Raw genomic sequence first — 25,599 nt, 5'->3', positions numbered from 1 at the left:
GTGAAGTGCCATCTATCTCGGCCAACTGGCCCAGCTATTCAGTTAGTTCAGAGAAGCCCAGGTCCAGACACGCTGGGTCACCGGGCAACTTCTCGGCAAGGCCGAGGAGTTGAGCAGTGTCCACATGTTGGGTCATGCGACCGCAGACCGCTTCTGCAACCGGCGCAGCTCGCGGCTGCCCATGGGCGCCTCATCCGTCTGACCGATCACTTCCTGCCGCTGAGCTGCCTCGCGCTCGGTAACGACCGGCACCAGTCGCTCGATTGAGACCTGGGCGTTCATCAGCGCGTGGTCAAAATTCCCATCGACCTCCGCCATGATCGCGTCATGAGCGAGTGATTGCATGCTGGTACCGATCCGGCGTGCGGCGGCCGCCAAGCGTTCAAGCTCGTCTTCATCGAAGCGGACGTTCAAACCACGTTTCGTCTCAGCCATGAGATCGACGGTACCAGCGGTACCACCCCCTACCGCGGAACCTTCACCGATACGGATGCCGCACCTCAGAAACCCACCCGACGGCAGAGCTGGATCTGCTAAGCCACTCAACGCGGCTGGCCATGGCTGCCAACAAGTGAAGGCGGCGGAGCACCCGCCCTCAACGCCCCGCCCCCTTCAGCGAATCCAGCTCCGCCCGCCACAGCCGGATGTACGCGATCAGCTGGGCCCGGTCGTCGGCGGGCACGGCCCGCGCCGTGCCGCGCAGCCGCAGCGCCTTCTCCCCCCAGCGCTCGCGCGCATTCCCGTCGGTCTCCGACAACGCCTCGTACTGACCGGCCAGCCGGGCCGCCGTCTCGGTGAAGATGTCGTGGACGACGGACGTGTCCACATGCTCGTACCGTAATGACCCGCTCACAGCCACTTCTTCCATACCTCCGGGTGCGCCTTCACCCACCGCTTGGCGGCCTCGTCGGCCGAGAGCTTCTTCTCGGCCATCAGCTGTGCGACCTCGTTCTGATCGGCCTTGGTCCAGCGGAACTCCTTCAGGAACCGGGCCGCATCCCCGCCCTTGCGGGTGAAGTCGGCGTTGAAGAACTTCTTCAGCGAGGACGTCGGATACGCGCAGTTGACGGACGACGGATCCTTGGTGCCCTGCTCCGCGCAGGCGTCCGAGTAGGCGGGCAGCTTGACCTCGGTCATGGGGACTTCGTTGAAGAGCCACTGCGGCTCGTACCAGTAGGTCAGGAAGGGCTTCTTGTCCTTGGCGAACTGCTTGATCTGGGTGATCTGCGCGGCTTCCGAGCCGGCGAAGACCACCTGGTAGTCCAGGCCGAGGTTCTTCACCAGCGCCTTGTCATTGGTGACATAGGAGGGCGAGCCGTCCAGCAGCTGGCCCTTGCCGCCGCTCTCGGGGGTGCGCAGTTGCGAGGCGTATGTGTTGAGGTTCTTCCAGTCGAGGACGTCGGGGTGGGCGTCGGCGAAGTAGGTGGGCACCCACCAGCCGATGTGGCCGGTGACGCCGAGTTCGCCGCCGTCGACCACGGTCTTCTTGTCCTGGACGTAGCGCTTCTCCTGGTCGGGGTGGCCCCAGTCCTCCAGGATGGCGTCCACCCGGCCCTGGCCGAGCGCGTCCCAGGCGGGCACCTCGTCGACCTGGACGGTGTCCACCCGGTAGCCCAGTTCGTGCTCCAGCAGATAGGCCGCGACGGCCGCGTTGGCGCGGGCGCCGACCCAGGACTGCACGGAGAGGGTCACGGTCTTGGCGCCCGCCGCGTTGGCATAGGGCGAGCCCTGCTTGGTCATGTCGGCGGCGCCGCAGCCGGTGAGGGCGAGCAGGCCGAGGGCGGCGACGGCCGCCAGTGGTTTACGCACCATCGCGCGCTCCCTTCGTCGGCTGGGTGACCCGGTCGAGCATCAGCCCCAGGCAGGCGATGGAGACGCCCGCGACCAGGCCGGTGGCCAGGTCGCCCTGGGCGAGGCCGAAGACCACGTCATAGCCGAGGGCGCCGCCGCCGACCAGGCCGCCGATGATGACCACCGACAGCACCAGCACCACGGCCTGGTTGACGGCCAGCAGCAACTCGGCCCGGGCCAGTGGGAATTGGACGTGCAGCAGCTGCTGGCCGCTGGTCGCGCCGAGGGAGCGGGAGGATTCCAGGGCGGCCGGGTCGGCCTGGCGCAGGCCCTGTCCGGCGATCCGGATGACGGCGGGCAGGGCGTAGACGATCGCCGCGGCGGCGGCCGGGGCGCGGCCGACGCCGAACAGCGCGACGACCGGGATGAGGTAGACGAACTGCGGCATGGTCTGGAAGACGTCCAGCACCGGGCGCAGCAGCCGCTCCGTCCGCCGGCTGCGGGCCACCGCCACCGCCACGGCGAAGCCGACGACGAGGGTGACGGCGACGGCGGCCAGCACCTGGGACAGGGTGTCCATGGCGGCGTCCCAGCGACCCAGCACGCCGATCGCGGTGAGCGCGAGCGCGGCGGTGAGAGTGGTGCGCCAGGTGCCGATGGGCCAGGCGAGGAGGGCCACCAGCAGCAGGGCTCCCCACCAGGGCAGGCCCTGGAGGCCGTCCCGCAGCGGGTCGAGCACCCAGCCGGTGTAGTGGGCGGCCCAGTCGGCGGTGCCGCCGATCCCGGGGATGCCGGAGTAGAGGTGGTCGACCATCCAGTCCTTGGCCCGGTTGACCGGTGCGGTGATGGCGACGGTCCAGCCGTCGGGCCAGCTCTGCGAGCCCGCCAGGCGGCCCGCGATCGCCACGGCGGCGGTGGCGGCCCCGGCCGACGCCCAGGCCCAGGGGGCGGGCACCCGGCCGAACGGCCCGTTGGGCGCGGGGTGGGCGCGGCCCGGGGCGTCCGTCCCCGCGGTGGTGCGGTCCAGCACGATCGCCAGCAGCACGATCGGCACTCCGGCGGCCAGCGCCGCACCGACGTCGACAGTCGACAGGGCCTGGTAGACGCGGTCACCGAGGCCGTCCGCGCCGATCACGGAGGCGATCACGGCCATGGAGAGGGCCATCATGATGGTCTGGTTGACGCCGAGCAGCAGCTGCCGCCGGGCCAGCGGCAGGCGCGCGCCGAGCAGGCGTTGCCGTCCGGTGGCGCCCAGCGAGTCGACGGCCTCCAGCACGCCCCGGTCGGTGGAGCGCAGGCCCAGCGCGGTGAGCCGGGCCATGGGCGGGGCGGCGTAGACCACGGTGGCGAGCACGGCGGGGGCCACTCCGATGCCGAAGATCAGCACGATGGGCAGCAGATAGGCGAAGGCGGGGAGGGCCTGCATGGTGTCCAGGACGGGGCGCAGTGCGCGGAATGTACGGTCCGACAGCCCGGCCGCGAGGCCGAGCAGCGCGCCGACGGCGACGGACACCGCGACGGCGACGGCCATCAGGGCGAGCGTGCGCATGGTGGGCACCCACATGCCGAGCAGGCCGCACACGGCGAAGGAGGCCAGCGCCGTCAGGGCGGCGCGGCGGCCGGCGGCGCGCCAGGCGATCAGGGTCGCGCCGGCCGTGACCCCGGCCCAGCCGAGGGCGAGCAGCACCACATAGACGGCCCGGACGGAGGCGATGATCGCCTCGCTGATGTACCCGAAGAAGTAGCGGAAGATCCAGTGGCTGTCGCGGTTGTCCACGATCCAGTCGTTGGCCCGGCCGAGCGGTCCGTCCAGCGAGACGGACAGCTGGTGCGGCCAACTGCCGCTGCCCCAGAGGGCGTTGGCGATGGGTGCGAGCACCGCTCCGGCGGCGAGCAGGACCAGCACCTTGCGGGCGGCCCGGTGCCGCAGCAAGGCGCGCAGCGGGTTTGGTTCGGACCCGGTGGCGACGGCCACCGGGGTGGTACTGCTGATGCTCATGCCGCGGCTTTCTCGATCCGGTCGAGGCCGCCCGGGCCGTCGAGGCCCGCGACGACCCTGAGCAGGCATTCGAAGTCGACCACGCCCACGCACCGCCCCTGGTCCACGACCCGGGCCGATCTGCCGCCCCGGGCGACCACGTCGATGGCGTCGGCGACCGTGGTGCCGGGGGGTACCGCCGGACCGTTCTCCGCCTCGCCCAGGGTGACCGGCCGCATGGCCCGGCGGACGGTGATGACCTGTTCGCGGGGGACGTCCCGGACGAACTCGCGGACATAGTCGTCGGCCGGGGAGCCGACGATCTCCTCGGGGGTGCCGCACTGGACGACCCGGCCGTCGCGCATCAGCGCGATGCGGTCGCCCAGGCGCAGCGCCTCGGAGAGGTCATGGGTGATGAAGACCATGGTGCGGCCCTCGTCGCGGTGCAGCCGGACCACCTCGTCCTGCATGTCCCGGCGGATCAGCGGGTCCAGGGCGCTGAACGGCTCGTCGAACAGCAGGACTTCGGGGTCGGCGGCGAGGGCGCGGGCGAGCCCGACGCGCTGCTGCTGGCCGCCGGACAGCTGGGTGGGGCGGCGCGCCTCCAGGCCGGTGAGGCCGACCTTGTCGACCATCTCGGCGGCCTTGGCGCGGCGTTCGGCCTTGCCGATGCCCTGGATCTCCAGGCCGTAGGCGACGTTGTCGAGCACGGTGCGGTGCGGCAGCAGCCCGAAGTGCTGGAAGACCATGGCCGCGCGGTGCCTGCGCAGTTCGCGCAGCGCGTTCTTGTCCATGCCGCACACGTCCTCGCCGTCGATGGCGATGGTGCCGCTGGTGGGCTCGATCAGCCGGGTCAGGCAGCGGACCAGGGTGGACTTGCCGGAGCCGGACAGGCCCATGACGACGAACACCTCGCCCGGGCGGACGTCGAAGGAGACGTCGCGGACGGCCACCGTACAGCCGGCCTGCTTGCGCAGTTCTTCGGGGGGCAGTTCGGCCAGCGGGCCGCCGGGGACACGGTCGGCCTTGGGTCCGAAGACCTTCCACAGGTTGCGTACGGAGAAGACCGGCGCGGTCTCGGTGGTACTCACTGCGCATCACCCCTCTCGTCGGAGCCCTGCGCAAGCAGCGTTGCGCACTTCTCCCCCACCATCAGCACGCCGATCATCGGGTTGACCGCGGTCATGGTCGGGAAGACGGACGCGTCGGCGATCCGTACCCGCTCCAGGCCGCGTATCCGCAACTGCGGGTCGACCACCGCGAGTTCATCGGCGGCGGCGCCCATCCGGCAGGTGCCGGCCGGATGGTAGACGGTGTGGGCGACCTTGCGGGCGTATTCGCTGAGCTCCTCGTCGGAGGTGATCTCCGGGCCGGGGCACACCTCGCGCTTGAGCCAGCCGGCCAGCGGTTCGGTACCGGCGATCCCGCGGGCGAGGCGGATGCCGTCGACGAGGGTGCGGGCGTCGTAGTCGTCCTCGTCGGTGAAGTAGCGGAAGTCCAGGGCGGGCTTGACCTCGGGGTCGGCGCTGGTGAGGTAGAGGCGGCCGCGGCTGCGCGGCTTGGGGATGTTGGGGGTCATCGACACTCCGTGCTCGGGCTTCTGGTAGCCGAGGCGCTCGGGGTTGTCGGTGAACGGGATCTGGTAGAAGTGGAACATCAAGTCGGGCCCGCCGGCGGCCGGATCGCGCCGGACGAACAGTCCCGCGTCGGAGTCCATCGCCGAGTTCTCGGGGATCGGCCCGTCCGTCTCCCAGACGATCACCGACTCGGGGTGGTCGAGCAGGTTCTCGCCGACGCCCGGCAGGTCGTGGACGACCGGGATGCCCAGCGCGTCCAGGTCGGCCTTGGGGCCGATGCCGGAGTGCAGCAGCAGCCGCGGGGTGTCCACCGCGCCCGCGCAGAGCACCACTTCGCGCCCGGCCTCGACCAGCAGCTCCGTGCCGTCCTCGGTGCGGACCCTCACGCCCGTCACCCGGGTGCCGTCGAGCTCCAGCCGGTGTGCCCAGGTCTCCAGCAGGATGCGGAGGTTGGGCCGGTCACCGGCCTCGATGTGCGGGTGGAGGTAGGCGACGGAGGCCGAGGAGCGCTTGTTGTTCTCCGGGTGGTAGGCCAGGTCGAAGAAGCCGACGCCCTCGTGAAAGGGCTCCTTGTTGAAGCCCTCGACCCGCGGCACCCCGGCGGTCTTCCGCGCCGCCTCGACGAAGTCGCGGGCGATGGCGTTGCGGTCCTTCTCGTCCACCGCGACGATGTTGTTGCGCAGCCGGTCGAAGTAGGGGTCCATGGCCGTGGCGTCCCAGCCCTCGGCTCCGGCGGTCGCCCACTCGTCCCAGTCGCCGGGCAGCGGCTTGAAGGAGATCAGGGTGTTGTGCGAGGAGCACCCGCCGAGCACCCGGGCCCGGCTGTGCCGGATGTGTGAATTGCCGCGCGGCTGCTCGGTGGTGGGGTAGTCGTAGTCCAGGTCGCCGCCGAGCAGGCCCAGCCAGCGGCGCAGCGTGAGCACATCGTCCCGGTCGATGTCGGTGGGGCCGCCCTCGATGACGATGACGCTGGTGCCGGGGTCCTCGGCGAGCCGGGAGGCGATCACCGATCCGGCGGTGCCGCCGCCGACCACGACGTAGTCGGCCGTGAGCTTCTCAACTGCGGGGGGCATACAGGTACTCCTCGTGGGCGAAGGTGCTGCGCGGTCGTCTTGGCCTTTGCCGGGCCGGCCGGGCTGGCCGGTTCAGCCGGCGAACCAGCGCACCGGCCGCGGCGCCAGGTTCTGGTAGATGTGCTTGGGCTCGCGGTACTCGGCGAGCCCCGAGGGGCCCAGTTCGCGGCCGATGCCGGACTTGCCGAAGCCGCCCCACTCCGCCTGCGGCAGGTAGGGGTGGTAGTCGTTGATCCATACGGTGCCGTGGCGCAGCCGCCCGGCGACCCGGCGGGCCCGGCCCGCATCCTGGGTCCAGACCGCGCCCGCCAGCCCGTACTCGGTGTCATTGGCGAGGGCGACGGCCTCGTCCTCGGTGCGGAAGGTCTCCACGGTGAGGATCGGCCCGAAGGTCTCCTCGCGGATGACCTTCATCCCGCGGTGGCAGTGGTCCAGGATGGTCGGCTGGTAGAAGTAGCCGGTGGCGGGCCGGTCGTCGGAGGGCTCGGGCCGGGCGCCGCCGCCGCGCAGCACCGCGCCCTCGCCGAGTGCGGAGGCGACATAGGCCTCGGTCTTGTCCAGCTGTGCGGCCGAGACCAGCGGGCCGCACTCGACGCCCTCGGCGGTGCCGCGGCCGAGCCTGATCCGCTGGGCGCGGCGGGCGAGTTCGGTGACGAACCGCTCGCGGACGGATTCCTCGACGATCAGGCGCGAACCGGCCGAGCAGACCTGGCCGCTGTGGATGAACGCGGCGTTGAGCGCCTGGTCGACGGCGGTGTCAAAGCCCTCCTCGGTGGTGCAGGCGTCCGCGAAGACCACATTGGGGTTCTTGCCGCCGAGTTCCAGGGCGACCTTCTTCACGGTGGGCGCGGCGGCCCGCATGACCTTGGTGCCGCTGGCCAGTCCGCCGGTGAAGGAGATCAGGTCGACATCGGGGTGTTCGGCGAGCCGGGCGCCGACCGGGTCGCCCGCGCCGGTCACCAGGTTGGCCACTCCGGCGGGCAGCCCGGCCTCCACCAGCAGGCGGATGAGGTGCACGGTCGACAGCGGGGTGACCTCGCTGGGCTTGATGACAAAGGTGTCGCCGGCCGCCAGCGCGGGGGCGATCTTCCAGCTGGCCTGCAGCAGCGGGTAGTTCCACGGCGTGATCAGCGCACAGACGCCGACCGGCTCGTGCACCACCACGCTGTGCACCTCGGCCGAGCCCGCGTCGACGACCCGGCCGCCGCCCTCGTTGACCACCAGGTCGGCGAAGTAGCGGAAGGCGTTGGTGACGTCGTCGACGTCGACCCGGCCCTCTTCCAGGGTCTTTCCGGTGTCGCGGCTCTCGGTGAGCGCGATCGCCTCGCGGTCGCGCTGCAGCAGCTCCGCCACTCGCCGCAGCAGCGCGGCGCGTTCGGCGACGGGCGTGTGCGGCCAGCGGCCGGAGTCGAAGGCGCGACGGGCGGCGGCCACGGCCGCGTCGGTGTCCTCGGTCCCGCCTTCGGAGACCACGGCGAGGGTCGTGGCGTCGGCGGGGTCGAGCACCTCCCGGTGCGCGCCGGACGTGGCGGAGCGCCACACCCCGTCCACGTGGATCGTCTCGACGTGGCTCGTCATGTTCCTCTGTCCTCCGGTTCGACAACATGGCGCGCCTAACCAGAAAGACGGAACGTATGCAGCTTTTCACGCAAAACGTGACCTTAATCACTGTGGACTGCGGTTTTCACGGGGGTGCACGGGGGTGCACGGGGGTATCGGCGAACCCGGCTTCCGCGACCGGGCTCGGCGAACGCACGGGCCCCGGCTGCCGGTTGGCGAAGATCCGGTACGCTCACTGCCCGGCGTGAACCTGTCACGCCATTCTTGCCGGGGGGGACCAGGTGACAACGGGCGGCGGGGCACAGCCTGACCTCAAGTTCGATCACGGCGGGGTGCGCACCCAGGGAAACCTGCTGCACCAGGCCGCCGAGGAGCTGGCCGGGGTCAACAAATCCCTGGGCGGCGGCCACGGCGGCGGCCTCCTCGACCTCTCCGGCATGCTCGACACGGCCCTGGCACCCATGCAGTTCGGGGAGTACGCGGGCGCCGCCTTCCATGCCTTCGCCCAGGCGTGGCACACCGAATGCGCCACGCTCGAGGGGGCCCTGCGCGAGCTGAAGGGCGGGCTCGGCACCAGCGGCGGTGACTTCCATCACACCGACCACCAGATCAAGGGCGGCCTGGAGGCCATCGTCCCCGCCCCGCGCGGCCGGTCCTGAGCAGGGCGCACGCCATGGCGAAGAGCACCCAACAGCAACTCCGCGACCTGCTCGGCCAGGTCGAGCGCCTCCAGCCCGAGGATGACAACCGGCTGGCCTGCCAGGCACAGCTGGCCGCCGCCATCACCCAGGCGCGAAGCCACCCCGCCCCGCTCGGCGACCCCGGCCACATCGAGTCGGTGTGCTCGCGGTACCGCGACGCCGCCTCCCGCGTCGACGGCGTATCCGGCAAGGTGCGCGCCATCGCCACCGAAGGCCTTCCCGGCTCCTGGACCGGCCATGCGGGAGAAAAGGCGGGTGAGGCGATCCACGCGGCAGCGCATTCCACCGGCCGGATGGCGCAGAAGTTCCAGGAGGCCGGACCCGTACTCCTCGCCCTCGCGGACGGCATCCGCGAGGCCCAGGATTCCCACGCCCAGGGACTCAGCGCTCTGCAGGCGGCCGGTTCCGTGGTGGACCTGAGCCCCCTGCTGCTCCATGCCGACGACCTCAAACGCGTCCGTGCGGCCGTCAGCCACGGCATCGGCCTGCTCATCAAGGCGGCGTCCCGGGCCGAGGAATCGGGCCGGCAGGCGGAAAAGGCGCTCCACAAACTGGCCTCCGAGGCCCGGGCGGGAAGGCTCGGCACAAACAGTCTGACCGACACCGACCGTCTGGTACTCGCCGACGCCGCGGGCCCCGAAGGCCCATCGGATCTCAATGAGATCCTCACCGCCAATGAGCTCAGCCGCTCCTCCCAATTCCGCGACCGGCTCGGCGAAACCGACCGCGGGGAATTCGACCGGCTGCTCGGCCAGGCCAAATCCCCGCAGGAACGGGCCTATTTGATGAAGGCCCTGGCCGCCGGTTACGACATGAACGCCCTCCGCCCCTATGCCGAGCAGATCCACGGCCGGGAGCCGATGTGGCTGGCCCGGCATCTGGCCCCGTTCCACACCGAAAGCACCAACTCCACCACCCCCGCCGAATTCAGCCCCGGCGCCCCCTGGGCCCAGGCCCCCAACGAGGGCACCTGCGTGGCCTCCTCCACGGTGACCGCACGCGCCATGGCCGACCCCCTCTACGCCCTGCGGCTGACCACCGGCGGACGCCCGGGCGACCCCAAGGAGGACAGCCCGGAGAGATTCCAGCAGCGCCTGCTGGACGAGCAGCACCGGGTGAACGAGGAGGGCCACGGCGGCCCGCTCCCCGAGGCGGGAATGGGCCTGGAAGGCAAAACCACCGTCCTGGGCGACGAACTCACCCCGCACACCGGCGGCCGCTACGAACTGCGCAACACACCCAGCGCACAGGCCCGCCACGACGCCCTGCCGGAGATCGAACAGGCCGTGGACGACGGCAAACCGGTCCCGATCGGCGTCCAGGGCTTCGACGCCCAGGGGCGGCGCTCCGGGCACGCCATGCTCATCGTCGGCCACGAGGGAGACCGGCTCCAGATCTACAACCCCTGGGGCCACACCACCTGGGTGACCGAGGACGACTTCATCAACAATCACATGGACAAGGCCTCGGACTCGCGGCTGCCCGAGTCATACGCCTACCACCTGCCGAAGTGAGCCGCAGTGCCGACATCCTCCACGCCGCCCGCCCGGCTGTTCGCCGCAGCCGCAGTGCTGTTGGCCCTGACGGGCTTGACGGGCTGCGGCGGCGAAACGACGAAGGCCGCACCGAAGGCGTCGGCCTCACCATCCCGCATGCCGACTTCGCCCTCCCCGCTCGGCACCGTCCACCAGGGCAAACCCGAAAACCCCATCGTGGTCCGGCGCGCCGAACGCTTTTCCATCGCCATGCGCCAGAACATCTCGGCCCGCCAGGACTGGACCGCGTCCGTGACCTCCCGGGACATCGTCCGGGCCGCCGGCACCAGCACCCGGCAATCGCCCGGAGAACAGCAGGCGGACGGCGCCGGCCACACCGAGTTCTTCATCTTCGAAGGGGTGAAACCCGGCAACACCCGCATTGTCTTCAGCAACCGCTGTGGCACGGACAAAACGCAGGGCTGCTACTCCCCCCAGCTCGCCCGCACCCTCACCTACCGCATCACCGTCCACTGACGGGACCCGCCCCATGACGCACCAGAACCTGACCGACGCCGAACTCCTCGCCCTCGACGTCCCCTTGATGCTCCGCTACGGCCTCCTCCTGGGCCAGGACCACCGCACCGTCCTCTTCGGTGACGGGGCCGTCTCCGCCGCCCTCGCCGCCGAGCGGCAGCGCGTCCTGCCCCGCTCGCTCGCCTACCTCGGCGAGGTCGTACGGCGCGGGGGCGTACGAGCCGCGGCCGCCCTGCCCGAGCCGCTGCCCGGGCCCGCGGCGGCCGCACTGGCCCGCGAGTGGCTCACCAGCGCCGCGTCGGTGGCCAGGGACGTGGACGACGACGAGACCGTGGCCCGCTGGCTGGAGGCCGTGGCGACGGTCCTCACGACGCGGCGCCGCTGAGCGCTCCGCCGGCAGGACTGCCTGGACGCTCGCGTATGCGGCCGAGCCTTACGGCCATGGCCCGCCACGACGCACCCGTCTTGACTGGAGACATGACTCAGAACGCACCGCACACCACCACCACGACGCTCATCATCGGCGGCACCGGAAAGACCGGCCGCCGGGTCGCGGACCGGCTCACCGGGCGCGGCCTCCCGGTACGCATCGGATCGCGCTCCGCCGCAGTCCCCTTCGTCTGGGAGGACCCGGACACCTGGGAGGCCGCCCTGGACGGCATCGGCGCCGTCTATGTCACGTACTACCCGGACTTGGGGTTCCCCGGTGCCGCCGAGGCGGTGGGCGAGTTCGCCAGGGTCGCCGTCGCCAAGGGCGCCCGGCGGCTGGTGCTGCTGTCCGGGCGGGGCGAGGAGGGCGCGCAGGCCGCCGAGCGCGCACTGCAGGCCTCCGGCGCCGACTGGACGGTGGTGCGGGCGAGTTGGTTCAACCAGAACTTCAGCGAGAGCTTCTTCGTGGAGCCGGTACTCTCCGGTGAGCTCGTCCTGCCCACCGGGGACGCCGTGGAGCCGTTCGTCGACGCCGACGACATCGCCGACGTGGTGGTGGCCGCCCTCACCGACGACCGGCACATCGGCAGGACATATGAACTCTCCGGCCCCCGGCTGCTCGGCTTCCACGAGGTGGCGGCGGAACTGTCCCGGGCCACCGGCCGGGACATCCGCTATGTCCCGGTGCCGATGGACGCCTACCGCGCCTTGCTCGCGGAGCATGGCGAACCCGTCGAATTCGCCGACCTCTTCGGCCTGATCACGGACGGACGCAACGCCCATCTTGTGGACGGCGTGCAGGAGGTACTGGGCCGGGCGCCCCGGGACTTCACCGAGTTCGCCCGTGCCGCGGCCGAGGCGGGTGCCTGGAAGGCCTCCGAGCCCAGGTAGTCCGCAAGGGTCAGGCACCCGCCGCGGTGACCACGGCATCCGTCGCAAAGCCGAGCACCAGCCCCAACAGCACACACCAGGTGGTCAGTTCCTTCCGCCCCGCCTTGCGGGCCACGGCCAGCAGCTCGATGACGACATAGAGGATGGAGCCGGCCGCCAGCCCCAGGAAGGCGACGGAGAGGGTGCTGTTGACCAGGCTCTGGCCCACCAGGGTGCCCAGGAAGGTCGGCCCGCCGCCGATCAGCCCCAGCCACAACAGGCTGGACCAGGACGGACGTTCGCCCTCGGCCGCCAGCGGCGCGATGATGCCGAAACCCTCGGTGGCATTGTGCAGGCCAAACCCGACGATGAGCAGCACGGCAAGGGAAATCTCGCCCTTGGCGGCCGAGTTGCCGATCGCCAGCCCCTCGGCGAAGTTGTGCAGACCGATGCCGATGGCGATCATCAACGCCAGCTCACCGGCCTGGGTGCGGACCCGGCCCATGGGCGCGGAAATGGTGACCGCCCCGGGCCCCTCCGGGCGGTGCGGTACGGCGGCAGTGCGGCGGCGGCGCACGGTCCAGGCGTCGTAGTGGACGAGTCCGGCCAGGCCGACGGTGAGGCCAGCGACCAGGACGAGACCGCTCGAGGCGACGGTGCCCCAGCGGTGATCACCCAACGCACCGTCGATCGGCTCCCAGGCATGGGTCAGGACGTCCCACACCAGGAAGACCAGGATGCCGATGGCGGTCGCGTTGAGGCCCGCCTTCAGGCGGGGGGTGGGCCGGCGCAGGCGGCCTATGGGCAGGCCGAGATAGATGGTGAAGCCGGCAATGGCGCCGAGCAGCGCGATATTCGAGCTGGACATGGGGGGCTCCGCTTCAGAGAAGGTGGGGGGAAGCGAACGCCGACATTAAGCCAAGTTAGGCTTACCTAACAACTCTCCGGTCAGGATTTTGGGAGAGCCATTACCTTGCAGGTCAGGGCGTTATCAGCGGTGCGAGGCGATGGCAACCCAGCTCTTTTGTCCGCAGTAAACACATTCGAAACTGGCTTGATCTCAGCTCTCCCGCACCTCGGTGTTCTGGCAGGCGTGCAGCAGCCACCGCCCATCACCTTGCTTGGTCATGATGTAGAGCGGGGCACCCTCCGTGACACCCTCCGCCGAGCGGTAGGCCTGCCGGACCTTGACGGCCGCCACATCGGGCCGCAGGAACCGCGTGTGCACCACCTCGTAGGTGACCTCGCCGTCCCAGCTCGCATGTGGCAGCACGGCGCGGGTGAACTCGGCGATCGCGTCAAAGCCGATGAGGACCTTGCCGTGGGCGGTCGTCCACAGGGCGTCGGGATGAAAGAGCGCAAGGAACCCCTCGGCGTCCTTGGCACGCTGGGCGCGCTCGACGGTGGCCACCACCTGTTCGATGGCCTTGATGTCCGCGGTTTCGGTGTTCATGCGGATCACCCTGACACCTCAAGCGAGCTTGAGGTCAACGGTGGCAGTCAGCCGGTTCATGGCGTAGCACCAGGCCCACGCGGTTCACGGAAGGGGGAGCAAGAGCGCTCTTGCCGCACTGCGCCCCGGAGAGGTCGTTCTCCTGGTGGCGTCGTCACACCGCAGCCACCCTGACCCACGAGGAGTTCGCATGAGGCCATGTCGCGTCACCAGCAGATACCGCCGATTCCTCCCGTTGCTCCTGATCGTGTCGGCGCTGCTCCTGCCCGCGCCGTCGGCCGCCGCCGCCAGACGCACCCATCACGAGGCGGCTCCCCTGGCCGGAGGCGTGAACGACTTCTCCTGCAGGCCTTCCACCGCGCATCCCCGGCCCGTCGTGCTCGTCCACGGCACCTTCGAGAACGCCGCGGACAACTGGGCCGCCCTTGGCCCTTACCTGACGGGCCGGGGCTACTGCGTCTTCTCCTTCGACTACGGCAAGACGGGCGTTCCTCGCGTCTTCGGCCTCGGTCCGATCGAGGACTCCGCGAGGGAGCTGGCCACGGAGGTCGACACGGTTCTGGCGGCTACCGGTGCGTCCACGGTCGACATCGTCGGTCACTCCCAGGGCGGCATGATGCCCCGCTACTACATGAAGTTCCTGGGAGGCGCAGCCAAGGTCGGCGCACTGGTCGGCCTGGCTCCCAGCAACCACGGCACCACCGCCGACGGCCTCAGCAGACTCGCGAACGCCATTGGTGTCACAGGAGCGGTGGCCGACAACGCCCCCGCAGTATCCGAGCAGCTGGTGGGCTCGGACTTCATGAGGCGGCTCAACGCCGGCGGTGACACCCTCCCCGGGGTCCACTACACCGTCATCGCGACCCGGTACGACGAGGTGGTCACCCCCTACCAGACCCAGTTCCTCACCGGCCCCGACGTCCGCAACATCCTGATCCAGAATCTGTGCGCAACCGACCTCTCCGAGCACTTGGCCCTGGGCACGGTCGACCGCATCGCGTTCCACGAGGTGGCCAACGCTCTCGACCCCGCCCACGCGACCCCGACGAACTGCCTCTCCGCGCTGAGTTGAGCAACCTCGAGTGTCCAAGTCACGGCAGGTGCCACCTCCGTTGCCCGCCCGGCCCCCCCACGTCACGGACCGTGGCCATCGGCCACAGCACCTGCGGTCGTCAGTTCACAGCCCCGCTTCGAGCTGTCCGATCAGCCCGTGGGTCAGCTCCATGAGGCGTCGGCGGGCCTTGTTGTCGTACGCCTGCTCGTGCGCGCGAGCGTCCGTGAACTGGTCGAAGTAGCGGCCGGTGGTGGATCCCAGATCCGGGTCGGCGATCAGCCGCACGGTTGGCCGTACTCCCTCGTCGATGCTTGTCGCCGGGGTGAGGCCGTATTCACGTACGCCGTTGGTGTCCATCAGATGGGCCGGGTGGAGGGCGTTCACGGTGACGCCGGTGCCGTCGAGTTCTGCTGCCAGCTCGAAGGTCGCCATGATCATCGCGAGCTTGCTCCGGCAGTAGGCGCGCAGTCCCTCATAGCCCCGCTCCAGCATGACGTTGTCAAAGTCGATGGCGTCCTGCCCAATCGAGGCCACATTCACCACTCGGGCGGGCGCGGATGTGGTGAGCAGCGGCAGCAGAGCGCGAGTGAGGGCATACGGGGCGAGGTGGTTCACAGCGAACCGCAGCTCGTGCCCCTGCCTGCTCAGTTCCCTCCGCAAGGGCTCGGAGCCGCCACCTGCAACCGCGTTGTTGACCAGCGCGTCGAGCCGGGGCTCCGCCGCACGCACCTGGGCGGCCATCGCGTGCACCTGGTCGAGGTCGGCCAGATCCGCAAGGTAGGTGCGAACTATCGCGTCCGGGGCGGTGGCGCGGACCTCGTCTGCAACCGCATCGAGGCGGGTGCGGTCGCGGCCGTGGAGCAGGACGGTGTCGCCGCGTGCGGCAAGGTCGAGTGCGATACCACGGCCCAGCCCTTGGGTCGCACCGGTGATCAAGACGGTACGTCGGTTCATGACCACGATCCTGGCAGACGTGGCGCGGGGCTCGGGAGTGTGTGCTGATCCTGGTATTGCCACCACCAGCCGGGATTCCCAACGCCGTTGGCGACAAGGTGCGCCAGGCGCTCTACTACACCGACAGCGTCAGCCCTCGCGGCCAGAGCATCCCTGTGGTCAACATGCGTAGTCTGGGCAGGCTGCTGAGGGAGGGCGCGACGCTCATCCTCGACCAGGTCAACGTCTTCGATCCGACGATGGAAGTCGCCTGCCGGGCGTTGCAGTGGTGGTCGCACGAGCGGGTGCAGGTCAACGCATACCTGACCACGAACGACGCAGCGGGCTTCCCACTGCACTGGGACGACCGCGACGTGGTGATCGTGCAACTCGCGGGGGAGAAGGAGTGGGAAGTGCGCGGCACCTCCCGCAAGGTCCCCATGTACCGGGACGCCGACCCCAACACCACCCCGACCGATGAGATCGTCTGGTCCGGCGTGATGAAGACCGGCGACGTCATGCACATCCCCCGGGGCCACTGGCACCAGGCGACCCGAACAGGAAGCGGCTCGGGCAAAAGCCTCCATGTGACCTTCGGCATCACCAAGCGCACGGGCGCGAGCTGGCTGGCGTGGCTGGCCGACTGGTGCCGCGCGGAGGAGATTTTCCGGCACGACCTGGACCGCCGACAGGAAACCGGCAGCGCGGCCCTGGCCGCAGCCGCCACCCGACTTATCGGCGAACGCTCCCCGGCCGACTTCCTGACCGCGTACGAGCAGGCGACAACACTGCCCCGGCACGTGCCGTTCCTCGACATCCTGGGCCCACTCGACGCCGTGGTGTGTACCACCCAATTCCCGCCCCAGCTCCGGGAGAACGGCGAGACCGTCGACATTGTGGCCTCGGGCAAGAAGCTCACTCTCACGGCCAAAGCCGTCCCCGCACTGCGTCTCTTGCTGAGCGGCAGCCCCGTACCCCTGGAGCGGGCGGCGGCCGTCGTCGGAGCCGAAATGGCGGAAGTCGCAGAGATCCTGGTGAAGGAGGAGATATGCGCGACTCTGACCACCGAGTTGTCCTCGGGCTACACCGGTCTCGTCACGAACGCCGTCTCCTGTCCGGTGCGTTGGACCTCGGCGTCACCGCAATCGACACCAGCTCCAACTACCTCGGTTTCCGCTCCCATGAGGTCCTGGCGCGGACAGCCAGTGATCTGCTGCCAAAGCTCACTCTCTCCACGAAGGTGGGCTACTTCCCGGGGCCGGAGAGGTCGGAGCACTCCCTGGACCCCAACCGGCTGCACTCGGCCTTGAAGCTCTCCCCGGCTGAAGCCGGGGGATTCCTGCCTACCTTGCGGCGGCGGGCTGGACGCCACGAGTGCGCCTGACGACTGCTCTCCCAGCAGCCGGGATGACCACGGTTCCGTGGCCGATCCGGTACAGGTGCAAGATGTTCCGGGCTGCGTTGTGGTCGGCGTTGCCCGACCATCCGCAGTCCGGGTTCTTGCACACGAACGTGGCCTGGTCTTCCCGGCTGCCGGGCGTGATGAAGCCACACGCCGAGCAGCGCTGGGAGGTGTACGGGGCCGGCACCCTGACCAGCTCGCCGCCGTAGCGTTCGAGCTTGTACGTCAGCATCGTGACCGTGCGTCCCCACGCCTCTTGGAGGTTGGAGCGGTTCAGCCCGGACTTGGCCTTGACGCCCGTGCCCGGCTCTTCGGCGGTGCCCCGAGCGGACTTGACCATGTTCGTGATGTTGAGTGCTTCGACCACGATCACGCCGTACGTGCGGGCGAGATAGGTGGTCGTCCGGTGCTGCCAGTCCAAGGCTCGTCGCGTGGCTGTTGCTCGGAGCTGCTTGATCCGGTCGTAGGTGTATTGCAACCGCTTGGAGGACTTCTCCCCGCGCTTGCGGAAGCCCTTGCGATGCGCGGCCTCGCGCTCCAGGCGCAGCAGCTTGGTCTTCTCCTTCGGGGTGAGCCACTTGTCGCGGTCGGAGTTGCCGTCCGGGAGACGGGGCGGACGTCCGTGGTCCTGGTGGTCCTCATTCGAGAGGGCGAGGGGCAGGTTCACCCCGGCGTCGATGCCTACCTCGGGCCCCTGGTGCGGCTCGGGCGCTGGTTCGAGGGTCTGGACGCGAAAGGCGATATGCCAGCCCAGGGCGTCCTTGACCAGCCGGGCACCGGTGATCCGGTTCTCCTTGCCCGCCCGTTTCCCCACGGGCAGGTCTTTGGTCCATCGGAAGCGGACCCGGCCCAGCTTGGGGATGCTGACCATGCCCCAGCGGCGGTGGACACGGACGATGTTGAGGTCCCGCCCCTGCGGGATGTCCACCGACATGACGGTACGGAAACGGCCCTTGTAGTTCGGCTCGTCCGCACGCCCTTCCCAGCAGTTCTTCCAGCTCTGGAAGTACGTCTTCAGCACCGCCTGCGCGGCCTGCGCCGGGAGCTCGGCGAGATAGTCGAGATCCTTACGCGCCTGCCGTATCGCGGCGTCCGCCAAGGACAGTGACCGCTTGTCCTTCGGCATCATCTGCCACCAGGAGTGCAGGCAGTTCCACATCGTGCGGGCAGCGTGCGCCTGATCGTCCAGTGTCAGCACCTCGGCAGGCGACAGCGCAAGCCGGGCGCGGTGCCCGAACTGCCGCTTGACCGTGGTGGGTTGACTCATGATCGGAAGCATATCATTGGCTTATGTCACCTCGATGGAATCCCAACCCTGATGTACGCACCGGCCGTCACGTCGTCTACAACCTGCACGTGCACTTGGTTTTCGTCACGAAGTACCGGCGCAAGGCCATGACGGACGCCATGCTGACACGCTGCGAGGAGATCATGCGGGAGGTGTGTACCGACTTCGAGGCCGAACTGAAGCAGTTCAACGGCGAGGACGATCATGTACACCTACTGGTGCACTATCCGCCGAAGGTCCAGCTCTCCAGGCTGGTCAACTCCCTCAAGGGCGTCTCCGCCCGGCTGCTGCGCAAGGAGTACGACACCCACGTCCGCCGCTATCTGTGGGGTGGCCACTTCTGGTCCGGCTCCTACTTCGCCGGAAGCTGCGGCGGGGCACCCCTGACCGTCGTGAAGCAGTACATCGAGAACCAGAAGCGCCCCGTGGGCTGAGGTGAACAGTGCGGACCCGTGCCCACGGCGCGAGTCAGAGCAGTTCCGAGATGGCCTTCACCCCCGACCTAAAGGACAAGGCCGTGAAGTTACGGGCTGATCGGCGCTGTCAAGATGTCGATGCTGATGGTGGCTTTGTAGGTGTGGCGGTCGACGCGCAGGCTTTTGTGCGCGTAGCGGGACATGGGGCGTTTGACGGCACGGGGGCTGAGACGGGGGCGCCGGGCGGGCATGGGCTGGTCCAGGATTGCGCGTCCGATAGTGCCGATCAGGTCGATGACGGTGTCGGCGGTCACGTTCGCGGCCTGGACGACCTGATCCCGGGCAGTGTTCACGGCGGTGGTGAAACTGCACCGGTCCGAGTCGGTGCCGGCGGTGTGGGCCGCGTCCGAGATCGCGATCCGGATCAGCTGATATGTGCTGAGCAGGGCGTAGATCTCCTGGGCGATGCCGGGCCAGGTGCGGGAGCGCAGGACACGGCGGCCGAGCATGGTCTTCTTGATCTCGAAGTAGGCCGATTCCACTTCCCACCGCTCGTGGTAGAGCCTGACCAGCTCGAACGCGGGATGCCGGTGGGGATCGAGCAGGGTGGTGGCCATCCGGTAGCTGCCAGTGCGGTGCCCCTGGCTGGTGGCGATGGTGATCTCGCAGGTCACGATGCGGACCTCGATGCCGGCGAAGCGGGAGAGGAACGAGCCGTCGGGGCAGCGGGCCAGGACCGGGGGTTTCCAGTGGGAGGAGAGACGGGCCAGAAAGTGGGCACCGCTGGAGGCTGTGGCGTCAGGAAGTCTGTGGTGGCAAACCCCCGGTCGAGCAGGACGAGCATTCCGGGATGCAGGGACCGCATCAGACGGCGGCCCAGGATCGATTCGCCGGGTTTGCCGGGGCCGAACACCGCGTCGATCACCGCGCGTGTTCCGCAGGCCACCAGCGCGACCAGCAGGACCTGCGGGTAGCCCGAAGCGGAGGTGTACTGGTTGGATGCCTTGCCCAGTTTCGCGCGGACCGCCTCGTCATCGCAGACGTCCAGATGGGTGCCGTCGACCGCGACGACCAGCAGGCCCGCCCACCTGGCCCCGGCCGTGCGGATCGCCGAGGCCGGTCCGCGCAACAGGTCGAACAGGGCCCGCATCGGACGCACCCCCAGACGGCAGCGCGCCTGCCACAGTGCCGCAGCAGTCACGCGGGGCACCGGCAGCCTGGACAGCGCACCCGTCAGTTTGCGCCACACCGCCGGATAGCCGCATTCCTCGAACAGTCCCGCCGCGAGCAGGACATAGACCACCACCCGTGCCGGGAGCTTGCGTATCCGCTCCTGGACGGCCCCGCACTCGGCGAGCACCGCGTCGACCATCTCGAACGGCACGATCTGCGTCAGCTCACCCAGGTGTCCCGGTGCGAACACCCCCGTAGCTACCGAGATTTCACTGCTGATGACACACTGGTCCGACAGCGGAGCCTCCGGTGACGTGAACGGCTGTCTTGGTCGACTGCCAGTTCTACCGGGGCTCCGCTTCCTGTGTCTCCGGCTTCACCAGAAACCCCACCAGGACCTGTTGACAGCGCCGATCAGCCCGTAACTTCACGGCCTTGACCTAAAGGACGGAGCACTGGCCAAGATCAAAGGTAGAATGCGCCGCCCATGACCTCAGACGAGAGCCGGACACCGTTTTCCTGCACAACCCGGAACACACGCTTCAGGAGGCCGCCCCACACAACCGGGACGTCCTGGCCCAGGCCTGCGCCGCCCTCGACGACGTCACGACGAAGGGGCTGTGCGGTGCGCCTGGGGCATCGCGACCTGGGACCCCTCCCCGCTGCTCTGCCTGATCGATACGACCGTGCCGAGACCGTCTGTCCTCATGGTCCGCGCCGGCCTGCTGGTCGGAACCAGAACGCTCGATGCCGCCGATGCCCTCACCGCGGCGTGGGGCATGAGCAGCGGCAGGGTGTGGGGCATGAGCCCTTTCGCAGGCAGCACCCGGGCTCCAGTGTGGGACAGGTTCGACCCTCGCGTCTTCCTCCGAGGCGGCGCCGGACTCTCCCGCGCGCAGGCGGCCTTCCGCGTTGCCTACCACCTCCCCCAGGCCGACACCGTGGCTGTGGGCACCGACGAACCGGTCCACCTGGGCGAACTCATCGATGCCTTGGCCGGTGAGATCGACAAGCGAGCGATCCGCCAGTACCGGAGCCTCCTGCGAGACCGGTCGCCCGATCAGTCCGCCTGAAGTTCCGCGATGACCTGCTCCGCTGTCCGACGGGCGGGCTCCAGCCGAGGATCCTCGGGGTGCGCATCCGGCCCCAGGATCTTCGAGCAGACGAACAGCATCATCAGCTTGCCGTCCCGGCTCTCGAAGTCACGGCGCCGCTCCTGCCGTACGCGATCGGCCAGAGCCGGGATGACAAGGGAACTTCCCCACAGCGAAGCGGAGTCCAGGCCCCGCGGCGCGTTCCCCCAGTCTTCCCAGTCGAAGAGGCAGAACGTAGGCGCGGTCATGTTGGCCCAGTTCAGATCCGCGTGGGTCGGCACCCACCGCTCAACCGTTGTGTCGAAGGCGCCGGAGAAAACGCCACGGATGGACTCGGTGATGAGGGCCTGCGTGATGGTGACGGCGTCCGGCGTCGCGATGCGCCTCGTGTCCTGCGCCGCGAGTGCGTCCAGCGAAGTATTGAGCGCCTGCCACCACTCATCGGACAGTTGCGGGTCCTCGCTCAGTACGGCAGTGCCGATCGGCGCTCCCGGCAGGAGCCCGGTCTCGTCGGCCCGCCACATTACCGGCTTGTCCGGCTCCCGCCAGACCACACATCCCTGCCACACAGGCTGGGCGACGCCTTCCAGGCGCGCTGCACACTCGGTGCCGTTCCAGCCCTGATCGCTGATCTTTTCGAGCAGGCGACGTTCAACCCGGACCCAGGAGTCACGGTCTGTCCGTGCCCCCACGGAGCGACGCTTGCGCACCACTGTGTCCCGGACGAAGCGCACCTGGAGACACCGCTCGACACGGTCAAGAACCTCATCGACCGGCTGGACGCGGAGATCAACGGAACGAGCAGCGGAGACCGAGAGCGTCATGAAGGTGACCGTAGCAGCGTGCCGATCAGGTGCAGGGGCATCCCAGCCAGATGCGGGGTGCACGGCTTCGGTGTCGCTGTCCCTCTCGCGAGGTCGCGGAGGCGCCCCTGCACCCACACCATCCCAGTGATCCTTCCCGCCGCGACGCGCAGGACCCGGTGTACAGGGTCACTCCGCGCCACCTGGCTTTCGACAGCGCCGAGATCTCGACCACTGCGATCCTGGACAGGTCAAGCTCAGCCTGCACTGCGTGTTCAGAAGGCAGACGCCCCACTTGAGCCCGCTTGAGCGCGGTAATGCCCGCGCAGCTACAGTCGCCCGCGTGACTGATCTCTCCTACCTCGCCACCGTCCGGGAGTCGTACGACACGGTCGCCGTCGACTATGCCGAACAGGTCAAGAACCCGGTGGAGTTGGATCCGCTGTCACGCGCGATGCTGGCCGCGTTCGCCGAGGTCGTGCGGACGGCCGATCGTGGGGCCGTCGCAGACCTGGGATGCGGGCCCGGGAAAATGACGGCGCACTTGGTGGAGTTGGGCGTGCCGGCGTTCGGCGTCGACCTGTCGCCCGTGATGATCGAGCTGGCCCGTCGGGCCTACCCGGATCTGAGTTTCACCGTCGGTTCGATGACCGCGCTGGCGGTCGACGACGCCGAGCTCGGGGGCATCCTTGCCTACTACTCCGTCCACCACACGCCACCGGCGTTGCTGCCAGTCGTGTTCGGCGAGTTCCGTCGCACGCTCGCACCCGGCGGCTGTCTGATGCTCGCCGGACATGTGGGAGCCGGTGAGCATCTGCGTCCCACGCAGGCGTACGGCGGTCACCCGGTGTCCTACGAGTCTCACCTGTTGCCGCCGGACCGGATCGCCGAACTGCTGGACCAGGCCGGGCTTGACGTCACCGCGCGACTGGTGCAAGAGCCCGGCGAAGGAGCCAAGAGGACTGTCGCCACCTTTCTTGCCCGAAAGCCCGAGCGGCCTTGAGAGGTCGGTGAACGCGCGCACAAGGTGCTGGGTATCCGCGAGGGCGGCTGATCAGACCTTGAACTCCCCATGCGGAATGGCGCGTTCCCAAACGGTTTCGAAGGCCGATGAACAGAGGTCTGCCACTGACGAAGCTTCCGTCCACTCCTCTCCGGTGTACTGGCCATCACCGGAGAAGTGCCCGAAGCGAACGATCTTGTTGTCGAAGACCCAGTAGTCATTACCGGGCAACGCGAGGTCTGACGCCTCGCGCCTGGGGAGCCAGCGCACCAGTTCACCCGCACCGACATTCATAAACGTTCCGTCGTACTCGAACCGGATGTACTCGCTCACCGGCTCGGAGACGATTCGCGCGCGACGCACCACGATGCCACGGGCGACCGTCTCGGAGATCAGCGAGTGCCATGGGCGCCACCACGATGCACGGTCGCTCGGGTTGTATCGGTGCCCGGCCCTCCATGCGGCAAAGCGGTCGGCCTCGTTGTCCACCGCATAGGCGTCCCGCATCTCCAGATGCACGGCGGAGCGGGTACAGCGAGCCAGCACGTCATCGAATTCGGGCTCAAGCACCTTCCGGAACATCCACATGCCTCCTTCAGAAACAGCATTCAGTCCGGACGGTACTCCCCATGGGAAACCGCCCGTTCCCACACCGTTTCAAAAGCCCCTGCAGCCAGTTGCACTACTGACGACTCGCTACACACTTCCCAACCGGGGTCAGCCCAACCACCGTCGCCCGTGAAGTGGTTGAAGAGCACCGTCTCCGTGTCGAACAACCAGAAGTCGTTCCCCGGCAACGCCAGGTCCGAGGCGTCACGTCGCGGAAGCCAGCGGACCTGTTCTCCCGCGTGCACATTGACGGACGTACCCGCGTGCTCGTACCTGATGTAGTCGGTCACCGGCTCGGACACGATGCGAGCCCGACGAACAACGACACCTCGGGCAACGGTCTCCGCGATCAGGGCAACCCATGGACGCCAGTACGGCGATGCGACATTGACGTCGCGCTGCCGTGTACGCTTCCAGTTCTCGAAATCAGCGGCTTCATCGCCCACGCCGTACGAGTCCCGCATCTCCAGGTGCACGGCGGAGCGCCGGGCGGAAGCCAACAGGTCGTTGAAGCTCGCCTCGTTCTGTGACATCCATACGCTCCTTTGGGCGCTGATACATCAGTCTGGCAATCGGCTCCGCTCCCCGCATGCCGCTCAGGCCGGCCGGTACTCCTCGTGCGGCACCGCCCGTTCCCACACCGCCTCGAACGCCGAGGCGCAGAGTTCGATCAGCGCCGGATCGGTGACGACCTCCTCGGCCATGAACTGCCCGTCGCCACCAAAGTGGTTGACCACCACCGTGGAGCCGTCCAGCAACCAGAAGTCGTTACCCGGCAGGGCAAGACCAGTGGCGTGATGGCGAGGCAGCCAACGAACTTGTTCGCCAGACGCGACGTTGGTGAACGTCAGGTCGTACTCAAACTGCACGTAGTCGGAAACCGGTTCGCTGATGACACGGGCTCGGCGCACCTCCACACCACGGGCCGTGATCTGTTGCATGAGGGTCAGCCAGGGGCGCCACCACGACTCCCGGTCGGCTGGGTCGTCCCGGTGCCCGCTCTGCCAGGCCACGAACAGTGGGTCATCACGCATGTAGCCGTCGCGCATCTCCAAGTGGATCGCCGACCGCTGGGCCGTGGCCAACAACCCTTCGAAGTCAGACAGTTTCGGGGACATCCACACGCTTCCTTCCTGGTCGGCACAGACTGGCCGGTCATCGGCTACGTCCAACACAGCGAGCACCTGCACACAACCCATCCGTCTCGCAGTCTGCCCAGCTCCTGCACGGGTACTTGCTTGGTTTGGGCCTTCTCCGGGGTGATGCCGGGCTCGCGCTTGTAGATGGTGACCATGTGGGTTCCGTCGCTGGTCATAGTGCTCTTCATCGCTTGCCCCCGTATGGACGGCGCCCACTCCACACGTTGCCGTCAGCGTTTTCGTACGGGGGGGGCAGGGCAGGATTGGCCCCACACGCCAATTGTTAAAGCTGCCGGTCCGCTTGCTCAGATCCATGCCAGAACCGTAGGAACACGCAGGGCGTTCGCTCCACACTCTTGCACAAGCTTGCAAAGGAACTATCCCAGCGCGGCGATGGCCTTGCTGATCAGTCCACGTGCCGCCGGGCCGTGAACAGCGATGCTGGACAATAGCCCGAAAGCCTTTCCGTAGGAAGCAATTTCACCGGGCTGAGCGACCTTGACCTCGGCCGTCAGCAGTTCCACGTGCACCTCATGGTCATCGAAGATCATGAACGTTTCCACCGTCCACATGCGCCGATAGGCTTCGCGCGGAATGATCCCCAGCGATACCGACGGAAGGGTCATCACCGCCAACAAGTAGCCGAGTTGTCCGGCCATCACCTCGGAGTCACCATAGAGGTGGTACAGCAGGTCTTCCTCTATAACCAAGGCAAACTGATGACGTCCCGCACGGATGACGCCAGAGCGTTCAACACGCGCTGCTGCGGCCTCTGGTGCATCGTTCGGGGTGTCCTGGAAATCACTGATGGTTGACAGCAGCGCCGTGGCGTATGCCTCGGTCTGCACAAGCCCTGGAATGACGTTAGAGCAGTACACGCGGAACTGGCGTGTCCGCTCGTATAGCGGAACAACCGACTCCTGATGCCTACGGATGCCCGTACGGTGAAGCCGCTTCCACTGGACGTACATGGAGTCGGCGGTGCGATTCGCGGCGATCAGATCCGGTGCCTGATCATCAGCACCGCAGATGGCACACCACTTGCGGATATCGGCGTCAGAAGGAGGGGTCTTGGTGTTCTCGATCCGTGAGGATTTCGACTCGCTCCATCCACACCGTACAGCCAGCTCACGCCCTGTCAGCTCGGCATCCAACCGTAGATCACGGAGGCGGGCCGCGACGGACTCACGGGCCTGCTGAACGCTGCTGGATTTGGGTTCGGGCATGAACCGGCTGTCTGG

27 protein-coding genes and 2 pseudogenes are annotated in these 25,599 nt (G+C 68.4%); 11 read left to right on the top strand and 18 right to left on the bottom strand.

What is annotated here, in order from left to right:
* Positions 1 to 132 precede the first annotated feature (132 nt).
* From ABCR83_RS26420 to ABCR83_RS26390, 7 genes are all read right to left on the bottom strand, one after another.
* Positions 133 to 435, bottom strand: a complete 303-nt coding sequence (locus ABCR83_RS26420; RefSeq protein ID WP_462697698.1) for a hypothetical protein — start codon at positions 433 to 435, stop codon at positions 133 to 135.
* Positions 436 to 595: 160 nt separating this feature from the next.
* A complete protein-coding gene (locus ABCR83_RS26415) occupies positions 596 to 853 on the bottom strand; it encodes a hypothetical protein (RefSeq protein ID WP_462697697.1) in 258 nt (85 codons plus the stop codon).
* Complete coding sequence (locus ABCR83_RS26410) at positions 850 to 1,812, bottom strand: ABC transporter substrate-binding protein (protein ID WP_462697696.1); 963 nt, start codon at positions 1,810 to 1,812, stop codon at positions 850 to 852. Before ABCR83_RS26410 ends, ABCR83_RS26415 begins: the two co-directional genes overlap by 4 nt.
* Positions 1,802 to 3,790, bottom strand: coding sequence for an ABC transporter permease subunit (locus ABCR83_RS26405; RefSeq protein WP_462697695.1), 1,989 nt, complete (start codon positions 3,788 to 3,790; stop codon positions 1,802 to 1,804). The genes ABCR83_RS26410 and ABCR83_RS26405 overlap by 11 nt, the downstream gene beginning before the upstream one ends.
* Positions 3,787 to 4,860 carry a quaternary amine ABC transporter ATP-binding protein gene (locus tag ABCR83_RS26400; RefSeq protein WP_462697694.1) on the bottom strand — a complete coding sequence of 358 codons (1,074 nt, stop codon included), beginning with the start codon at positions 4,858 to 4,860 and terminating at the stop codon, positions 3,787 to 3,789. Before ABCR83_RS26400 ends, ABCR83_RS26405 begins: the two co-directional genes overlap by 4 nt.
* On the bottom strand, positions 4,857 to 6,419 hold the full coding sequence (locus tag ABCR83_RS26395) for a GMC family oxidoreductase (RefSeq protein WP_462697693.1): 1,563 nt from the start codon (positions 6,417 to 6,419) through the stop codon (positions 4,857 to 4,859). The genes ABCR83_RS26400 and ABCR83_RS26395 overlap by 4 nt, the downstream gene beginning before the upstream one ends.
* A 72-nt stretch (positions 6,420 to 6,491) precedes the next feature.
* The gene (locus ABCR83_RS26390; RefSeq protein ID WP_462697692.1) at positions 6,492 to 7,997 is read right to left on the bottom strand and encodes an aldehyde dehydrogenase family protein; all 1,506 of its coding nucleotides are present in this window, start codon (positions 7,995 to 7,997) and stop codon (positions 6,492 to 6,494) included.
* Between the two features lie 263 nt (positions 7,998 to 8,260).
* On the opposite strand from ABCR83_RS26390, the gene ABCR83_RS26385 reads away from it, so the two are divergent.
* The 5 genes from ABCR83_RS26385 (at position 8,261) to ABCR83_RS26365 (ending at position 12,012) form a co-directional block, all read left to right on the top strand.
* Positions 8,261 to 8,638 carry a hypothetical protein gene (locus tag ABCR83_RS26385; protein ID WP_462697691.1) on the top strand — a complete coding sequence of 126 codons (378 nt, stop codon included), beginning with the start codon at positions 8,261 to 8,263 and terminating at the stop codon, positions 8,636 to 8,638.
* 14 nt (positions 8,639 to 8,652) lie between these two features.
* Entirely contained in the window at positions 8,653 to 10,194 is a 1,542-nt protein-coding gene (locus ABCR83_RS26380; protein ID WP_462697690.1) for a WXG100 family type VII secretion target, read from the top strand.
* Positions 10,195 to 10,332: 138 nt separating this feature from the next.
* Positions 10,333 to 10,692, top strand: coding sequence for a protease inhibitor I42 family protein (locus ABCR83_RS26375; protein ID WP_462697689.1), 360 nt, complete (start codon positions 10,333 to 10,335; stop codon positions 10,690 to 10,692).
* 13 nt (positions 10,693 to 10,705) lie between these two features.
* Complete coding sequence (locus ABCR83_RS26370) at positions 10,706 to 11,077, top strand: hypothetical protein (protein WP_462697688.1); 372 nt, start codon at positions 10,706 to 10,708, stop codon at positions 11,075 to 11,077.
* Between the two features lie 92 nt (positions 11,078 to 11,169).
* Positions 11,170 to 12,012 carry an NAD(P)H-binding protein gene (locus tag ABCR83_RS26365; protein ID WP_462697687.1) on the top strand — a complete coding sequence of 281 codons (843 nt, stop codon included), beginning with the start codon at positions 11,170 to 11,172 and terminating at the stop codon, positions 12,010 to 12,012.
* Between the two features lie 10 nt (positions 12,013 to 12,022).
* Here the strand turns inward: ABCR83_RS26365 and ABCR83_RS26360 are convergent, their stop codons facing one another.
* A complete protein-coding gene (locus ABCR83_RS26360; protein WP_462697686.1) occupies positions 12,023 to 12,859 on the bottom strand; it encodes a ZIP family metal transporter in 837 nt (278 codons plus the stop codon).
* 192 nt (positions 12,860 to 13,051) lie between these two features.
* Positions 13,052 to 13,444, bottom strand: a complete 393-nt coding sequence (locus ABCR83_RS26355) for an SgcJ/EcaC family oxidoreductase (RefSeq protein ID WP_462697685.1) — start codon at positions 13,442 to 13,444, stop codon at positions 13,052 to 13,054.
* A gap of 190 nt (positions 13,445 to 13,634) precedes the next feature.
* Here ABCR83_RS26355 and ABCR83_RS26350 point away from each other — a divergent pair, with 190 nt between their 5' ends.
* Positions 13,635 to 14,516, top strand: a complete 882-nt coding sequence (locus ABCR83_RS26350; RefSeq protein WP_462697684.1) for an esterase/lipase family protein — start codon at positions 13,635 to 13,637, stop codon at positions 14,514 to 14,516.
* Between the two features lie 105 nt (positions 14,517 to 14,621).
* Here the strand turns inward: ABCR83_RS26350 and ABCR83_RS26345 are convergent, their stop codons facing one another.
* The gene (locus tag ABCR83_RS26345; protein ID WP_462697683.1) at positions 14,622 to 15,452 is read right to left on the bottom strand and encodes an SDR family NAD(P)-dependent oxidoreductase; all 831 of its coding nucleotides are present in this window, start codon (positions 15,450 to 15,452) and stop codon (positions 14,622 to 14,624) included.
* Between the two features lie 104 nt (positions 15,453 to 15,556).
* On the opposite strand from ABCR83_RS26345, the pseudogene ABCR83_RS26340 reads away from it, so the two are divergent.
* Positions 15,557 to 16,543: pseudogene (locus ABCR83_RS26340) on the top strand (JmjC domain-containing protein); the annotation flags it as partial.
* Positions 16,480 to 16,764, top strand: a pseudogene (locus ABCR83_RS26335) (aldo/keto reductase); the annotation flags it as partial. The pseudogenes ABCR83_RS26340 and ABCR83_RS26335, both read left to right, overlap by 64 nt.
* Before the next feature lie 10 nt (positions 16,765 to 16,774).
* Here ABCR83_RS26335 and ABCR83_RS26330 read toward each other — a convergent pair.
* On the bottom strand, positions 16,775 to 18,100 hold the full coding sequence (locus ABCR83_RS26330; RefSeq protein WP_462697682.1) for an RNA-guided endonuclease InsQ/TnpB family protein: 1,326 nt from the start codon (positions 18,098 to 18,100) through the stop codon (positions 16,775 to 16,777).
* A gap of 23 nt (positions 18,101 to 18,123) precedes the next feature.
* On the opposite strand from ABCR83_RS26330, the gene tnpA reads away from it, so the two are divergent.
* Positions 18,124 to 18,555 carry an IS200/IS605 family transposase gene (gene tnpA, locus ABCR83_RS26325; protein WP_462697681.1) on the top strand — a complete coding sequence of 144 codons (432 nt, stop codon included), beginning with the start codon at positions 18,124 to 18,126 and terminating at the stop codon, positions 18,553 to 18,555.
* Between the two features lie 89 nt (positions 18,556 to 18,644).
* On the opposite strand, the gene ABCR83_RS26320 is transcribed toward tnpA, so the two are convergent.
* A complete protein-coding gene (locus ABCR83_RS26320; RefSeq protein ID WP_462697680.1) occupies positions 18,645 to 19,211 on the bottom strand; it encodes a transposase in 567 nt (188 codons plus the stop codon).
* A complete protein-coding gene (locus ABCR83_RS26315) occupies positions 19,208 to 19,960 on the bottom strand; it encodes a transposase domain-containing protein (protein WP_462697679.1) in 753 nt (250 codons plus the stop codon). The genes ABCR83_RS26320 and ABCR83_RS26315 overlap by 4 nt, the downstream gene beginning before the upstream one ends.
* Before the next feature lie 457 nt (positions 19,961 to 20,417).
* Between ABCR83_RS26315 and ABCR83_RS26310 the strand changes: the two genes are divergently transcribed.
* The gene (locus ABCR83_RS26310) at positions 20,418 to 20,783 is read left to right on the top strand and encodes a hypothetical protein (protein WP_462697678.1); all 366 of its coding nucleotides are present in this window, start codon (positions 20,418 to 20,420) and stop codon (positions 20,781 to 20,783) included.
* Here the strand turns inward: ABCR83_RS26310 and ABCR83_RS26305 are convergent.
* Positions 20,771 to 21,628, bottom strand: a complete 858-nt coding sequence (locus ABCR83_RS26305) for a hypothetical protein (protein ID WP_462697677.1) — start codon at positions 21,626 to 21,628, stop codon at positions 20,771 to 20,773. The two genes, ABCR83_RS26310 and ABCR83_RS26305, sit on opposite strands and share 13 nt — an antisense overlap.
* Positions 21,629 to 21,950: 322 nt before the next feature.
* Here ABCR83_RS26305 and ABCR83_RS26300 point away from each other — a divergent pair, with 322 nt between their 5' ends.
* On the top strand, positions 21,951 to 22,610 hold the full coding sequence (locus ABCR83_RS26300; RefSeq protein ID WP_462697676.1) for a class I SAM-dependent methyltransferase: 660 nt from the start codon (positions 21,951 to 21,953) through the stop codon (positions 22,608 to 22,610).
* 51 nt (positions 22,611 to 22,661) lie between these two features.
* On the opposite strand, the gene ABCR83_RS26295 is transcribed toward ABCR83_RS26300, so the two are convergent.
* From ABCR83_RS26295 to ABCR83_RS26280, 4 genes are all read right to left on the bottom strand, one after another.
* Positions 22,662 to 23,192 (bottom strand): DUF6879 family protein, encoded by a 531-nt coding sequence (locus ABCR83_RS26295; RefSeq protein WP_462697675.1) that lies wholly within the window; start codon positions 23,190 to 23,192, stop codon positions 22,662 to 22,664.
* 26 nt (positions 23,193 to 23,218) lie between these two features.
* Complete coding sequence (locus tag ABCR83_RS26290) at positions 23,219 to 23,752, bottom strand: DUF6879 family protein (protein WP_462697674.1); 534 nt, start codon at positions 23,750 to 23,752, stop codon at positions 23,219 to 23,221.
* A 63-nt stretch (positions 23,753 to 23,815) separates the two neighbouring features.
* Complete coding sequence (locus ABCR83_RS26285) at positions 23,816 to 24,337, bottom strand: DUF6879 family protein (RefSeq protein WP_462697673.1); 522 nt, start codon at positions 24,335 to 24,337, stop codon at positions 23,816 to 23,818.
* A gap of 398 nt (positions 24,338 to 24,735) precedes the next feature.
* Entirely contained in the window at positions 24,736 to 25,584 is an 849-nt protein-coding gene (locus ABCR83_RS26280; RefSeq protein ID WP_462697672.1) for a helix-turn-helix domain-containing protein, read from the bottom strand.
* Between the last annotated feature and the right edge of the window lie 15 nt (positions 25,585 to 25,599).

This window comes from Streptomyces xingningensis, assembly GCF_054957865.1.
This window is presented reverse-complemented; position numbering and strand designations above follow the sequence as displayed.

Coding starts and splice junctions, on each gene's coding strand:
- ABCR83_RS26280 (WP_462697672.1), bottom strand. CDS start 25,584: ATGCCCGAACCCAAATCCAGCAGCGTTCAGCAGGCCCGTGAGTCCGTC.
- tnpA (WP_462697681.1), top strand. CDS start 18,124: ATGTCACCTCGATGGAATCCCAACCCTGATGTACGCACCGGCCGTCAC.
- ABCR83_RS26370 (WP_462697688.1), top strand. CDS start 10,706: ATGACGCACCAGAACCTGACCGACGCCGAACTCCTCGCCCTCGACGTC.
- ABCR83_RS26365 (WP_462697687.1), top strand. CDS start 11,170: ATGACTCAGAACGCACCGCACACCACCACCACGACGCTCATCATCGGC.
- ABCR83_RS26355 (WP_462697685.1), bottom strand. CDS start 13,444: ATGAACACCGAAACCGCGGACATCAAGGCCATCGAACAGGTGGTGGCC.
- ABCR83_RS26380 (WP_462697690.1), top strand. CDS start 8,653: ATGGCGAAGAGCACCCAACAGCAACTCCGCGACCTGCTCGGCCAGGTC.
- ABCR83_RS26305 (WP_462697677.1), bottom strand. CDS start 21,628: ATGACGCTCTCGGTCTCCGCTGCTCGTTCCGTTGATCTCCGCGTCCAG.
- ABCR83_RS26350 (WP_462697684.1), top strand. CDS start 13,635: ATGAGGCCATGTCGCGTCACCAGCAGATACCGCCGATTCCTCCCGTTG.
- ABCR83_RS26295 (WP_462697675.1), bottom strand. CDS start 23,192: ATGTTCCGGAAGGTGCTTGAGCCCGAATTCGATGACGTGCTGGCTCGC.
- ABCR83_RS26410 (WP_462697696.1), bottom strand. CDS start 1,812: ATGGTGCGTAAACCACTGGCGGCCGTCGCCGCCCTCGGCCTGCTCGCC.
- ABCR83_RS26290 (WP_462697674.1), bottom strand. CDS start 23,752: ATGTCACAGAACGAGGCGAGCTTCAACGACCTGTTGGCTTCCGCCCGG.
- ABCR83_RS26375 (WP_462697689.1), top strand. CDS start 10,333: ATGCCGACTTCGCCCTCCCCGCTCGGCACCGTCCACCAGGGCAAACCC.
- ABCR83_RS26330 (WP_462697682.1), bottom strand. CDS start 18,100: ATGAGTCAACCCACCACGGTCAAGCGGCAGTTCGGGCACCGCGCCCGG.
- ABCR83_RS26390 (WP_462697692.1), bottom strand. CDS start 7,997: ATGACGAGCCACGTCGAGACGATCCACGTGGACGGGGTGTGGCGCTCC.
- ABCR83_RS26345 (WP_462697683.1), bottom strand. CDS start 15,452: ATGAACCGACGTACCGTCTTGATCACCGGTGCGACCCAAGGGCTGGGC.
- ABCR83_RS26285 (WP_462697673.1), bottom strand. CDS start 24,337: ATGTCCCCGAAACTGTCTGACTTCGAAGGGTTGTTGGCCACGGCCCAG.
- ABCR83_RS26405 (WP_462697695.1), bottom strand. CDS start 3,790: ATGAGCATCAGCAGTACCACCCCGGTGGCCGTCGCCACCGGGTCCGAA.
- ABCR83_RS26420 (WP_462697698.1), bottom strand. CDS start 435: ATGGCTGAGACGAAACGTGGTTTGAACGTCCGCTTCGATGAAGACGAG.
- ABCR83_RS26395 (WP_462697693.1), bottom strand. CDS start 6,419: ATGCCCCCCGCAGTTGAGAAGCTCACGGCCGACTACGTCGTGGTCGGC.
- ABCR83_RS26310 (WP_462697678.1), top strand. CDS start 20,418: ATGGTCCGCGCCGGCCTGCTGGTCGGAACCAGAACGCTCGATGCCGCC.
- ABCR83_RS26360 (WP_462697686.1), bottom strand. CDS start 12,859: ATGTCCAGCTCGAATATCGCGCTGCTCGGCGCCATTGCCGGCTTCACC.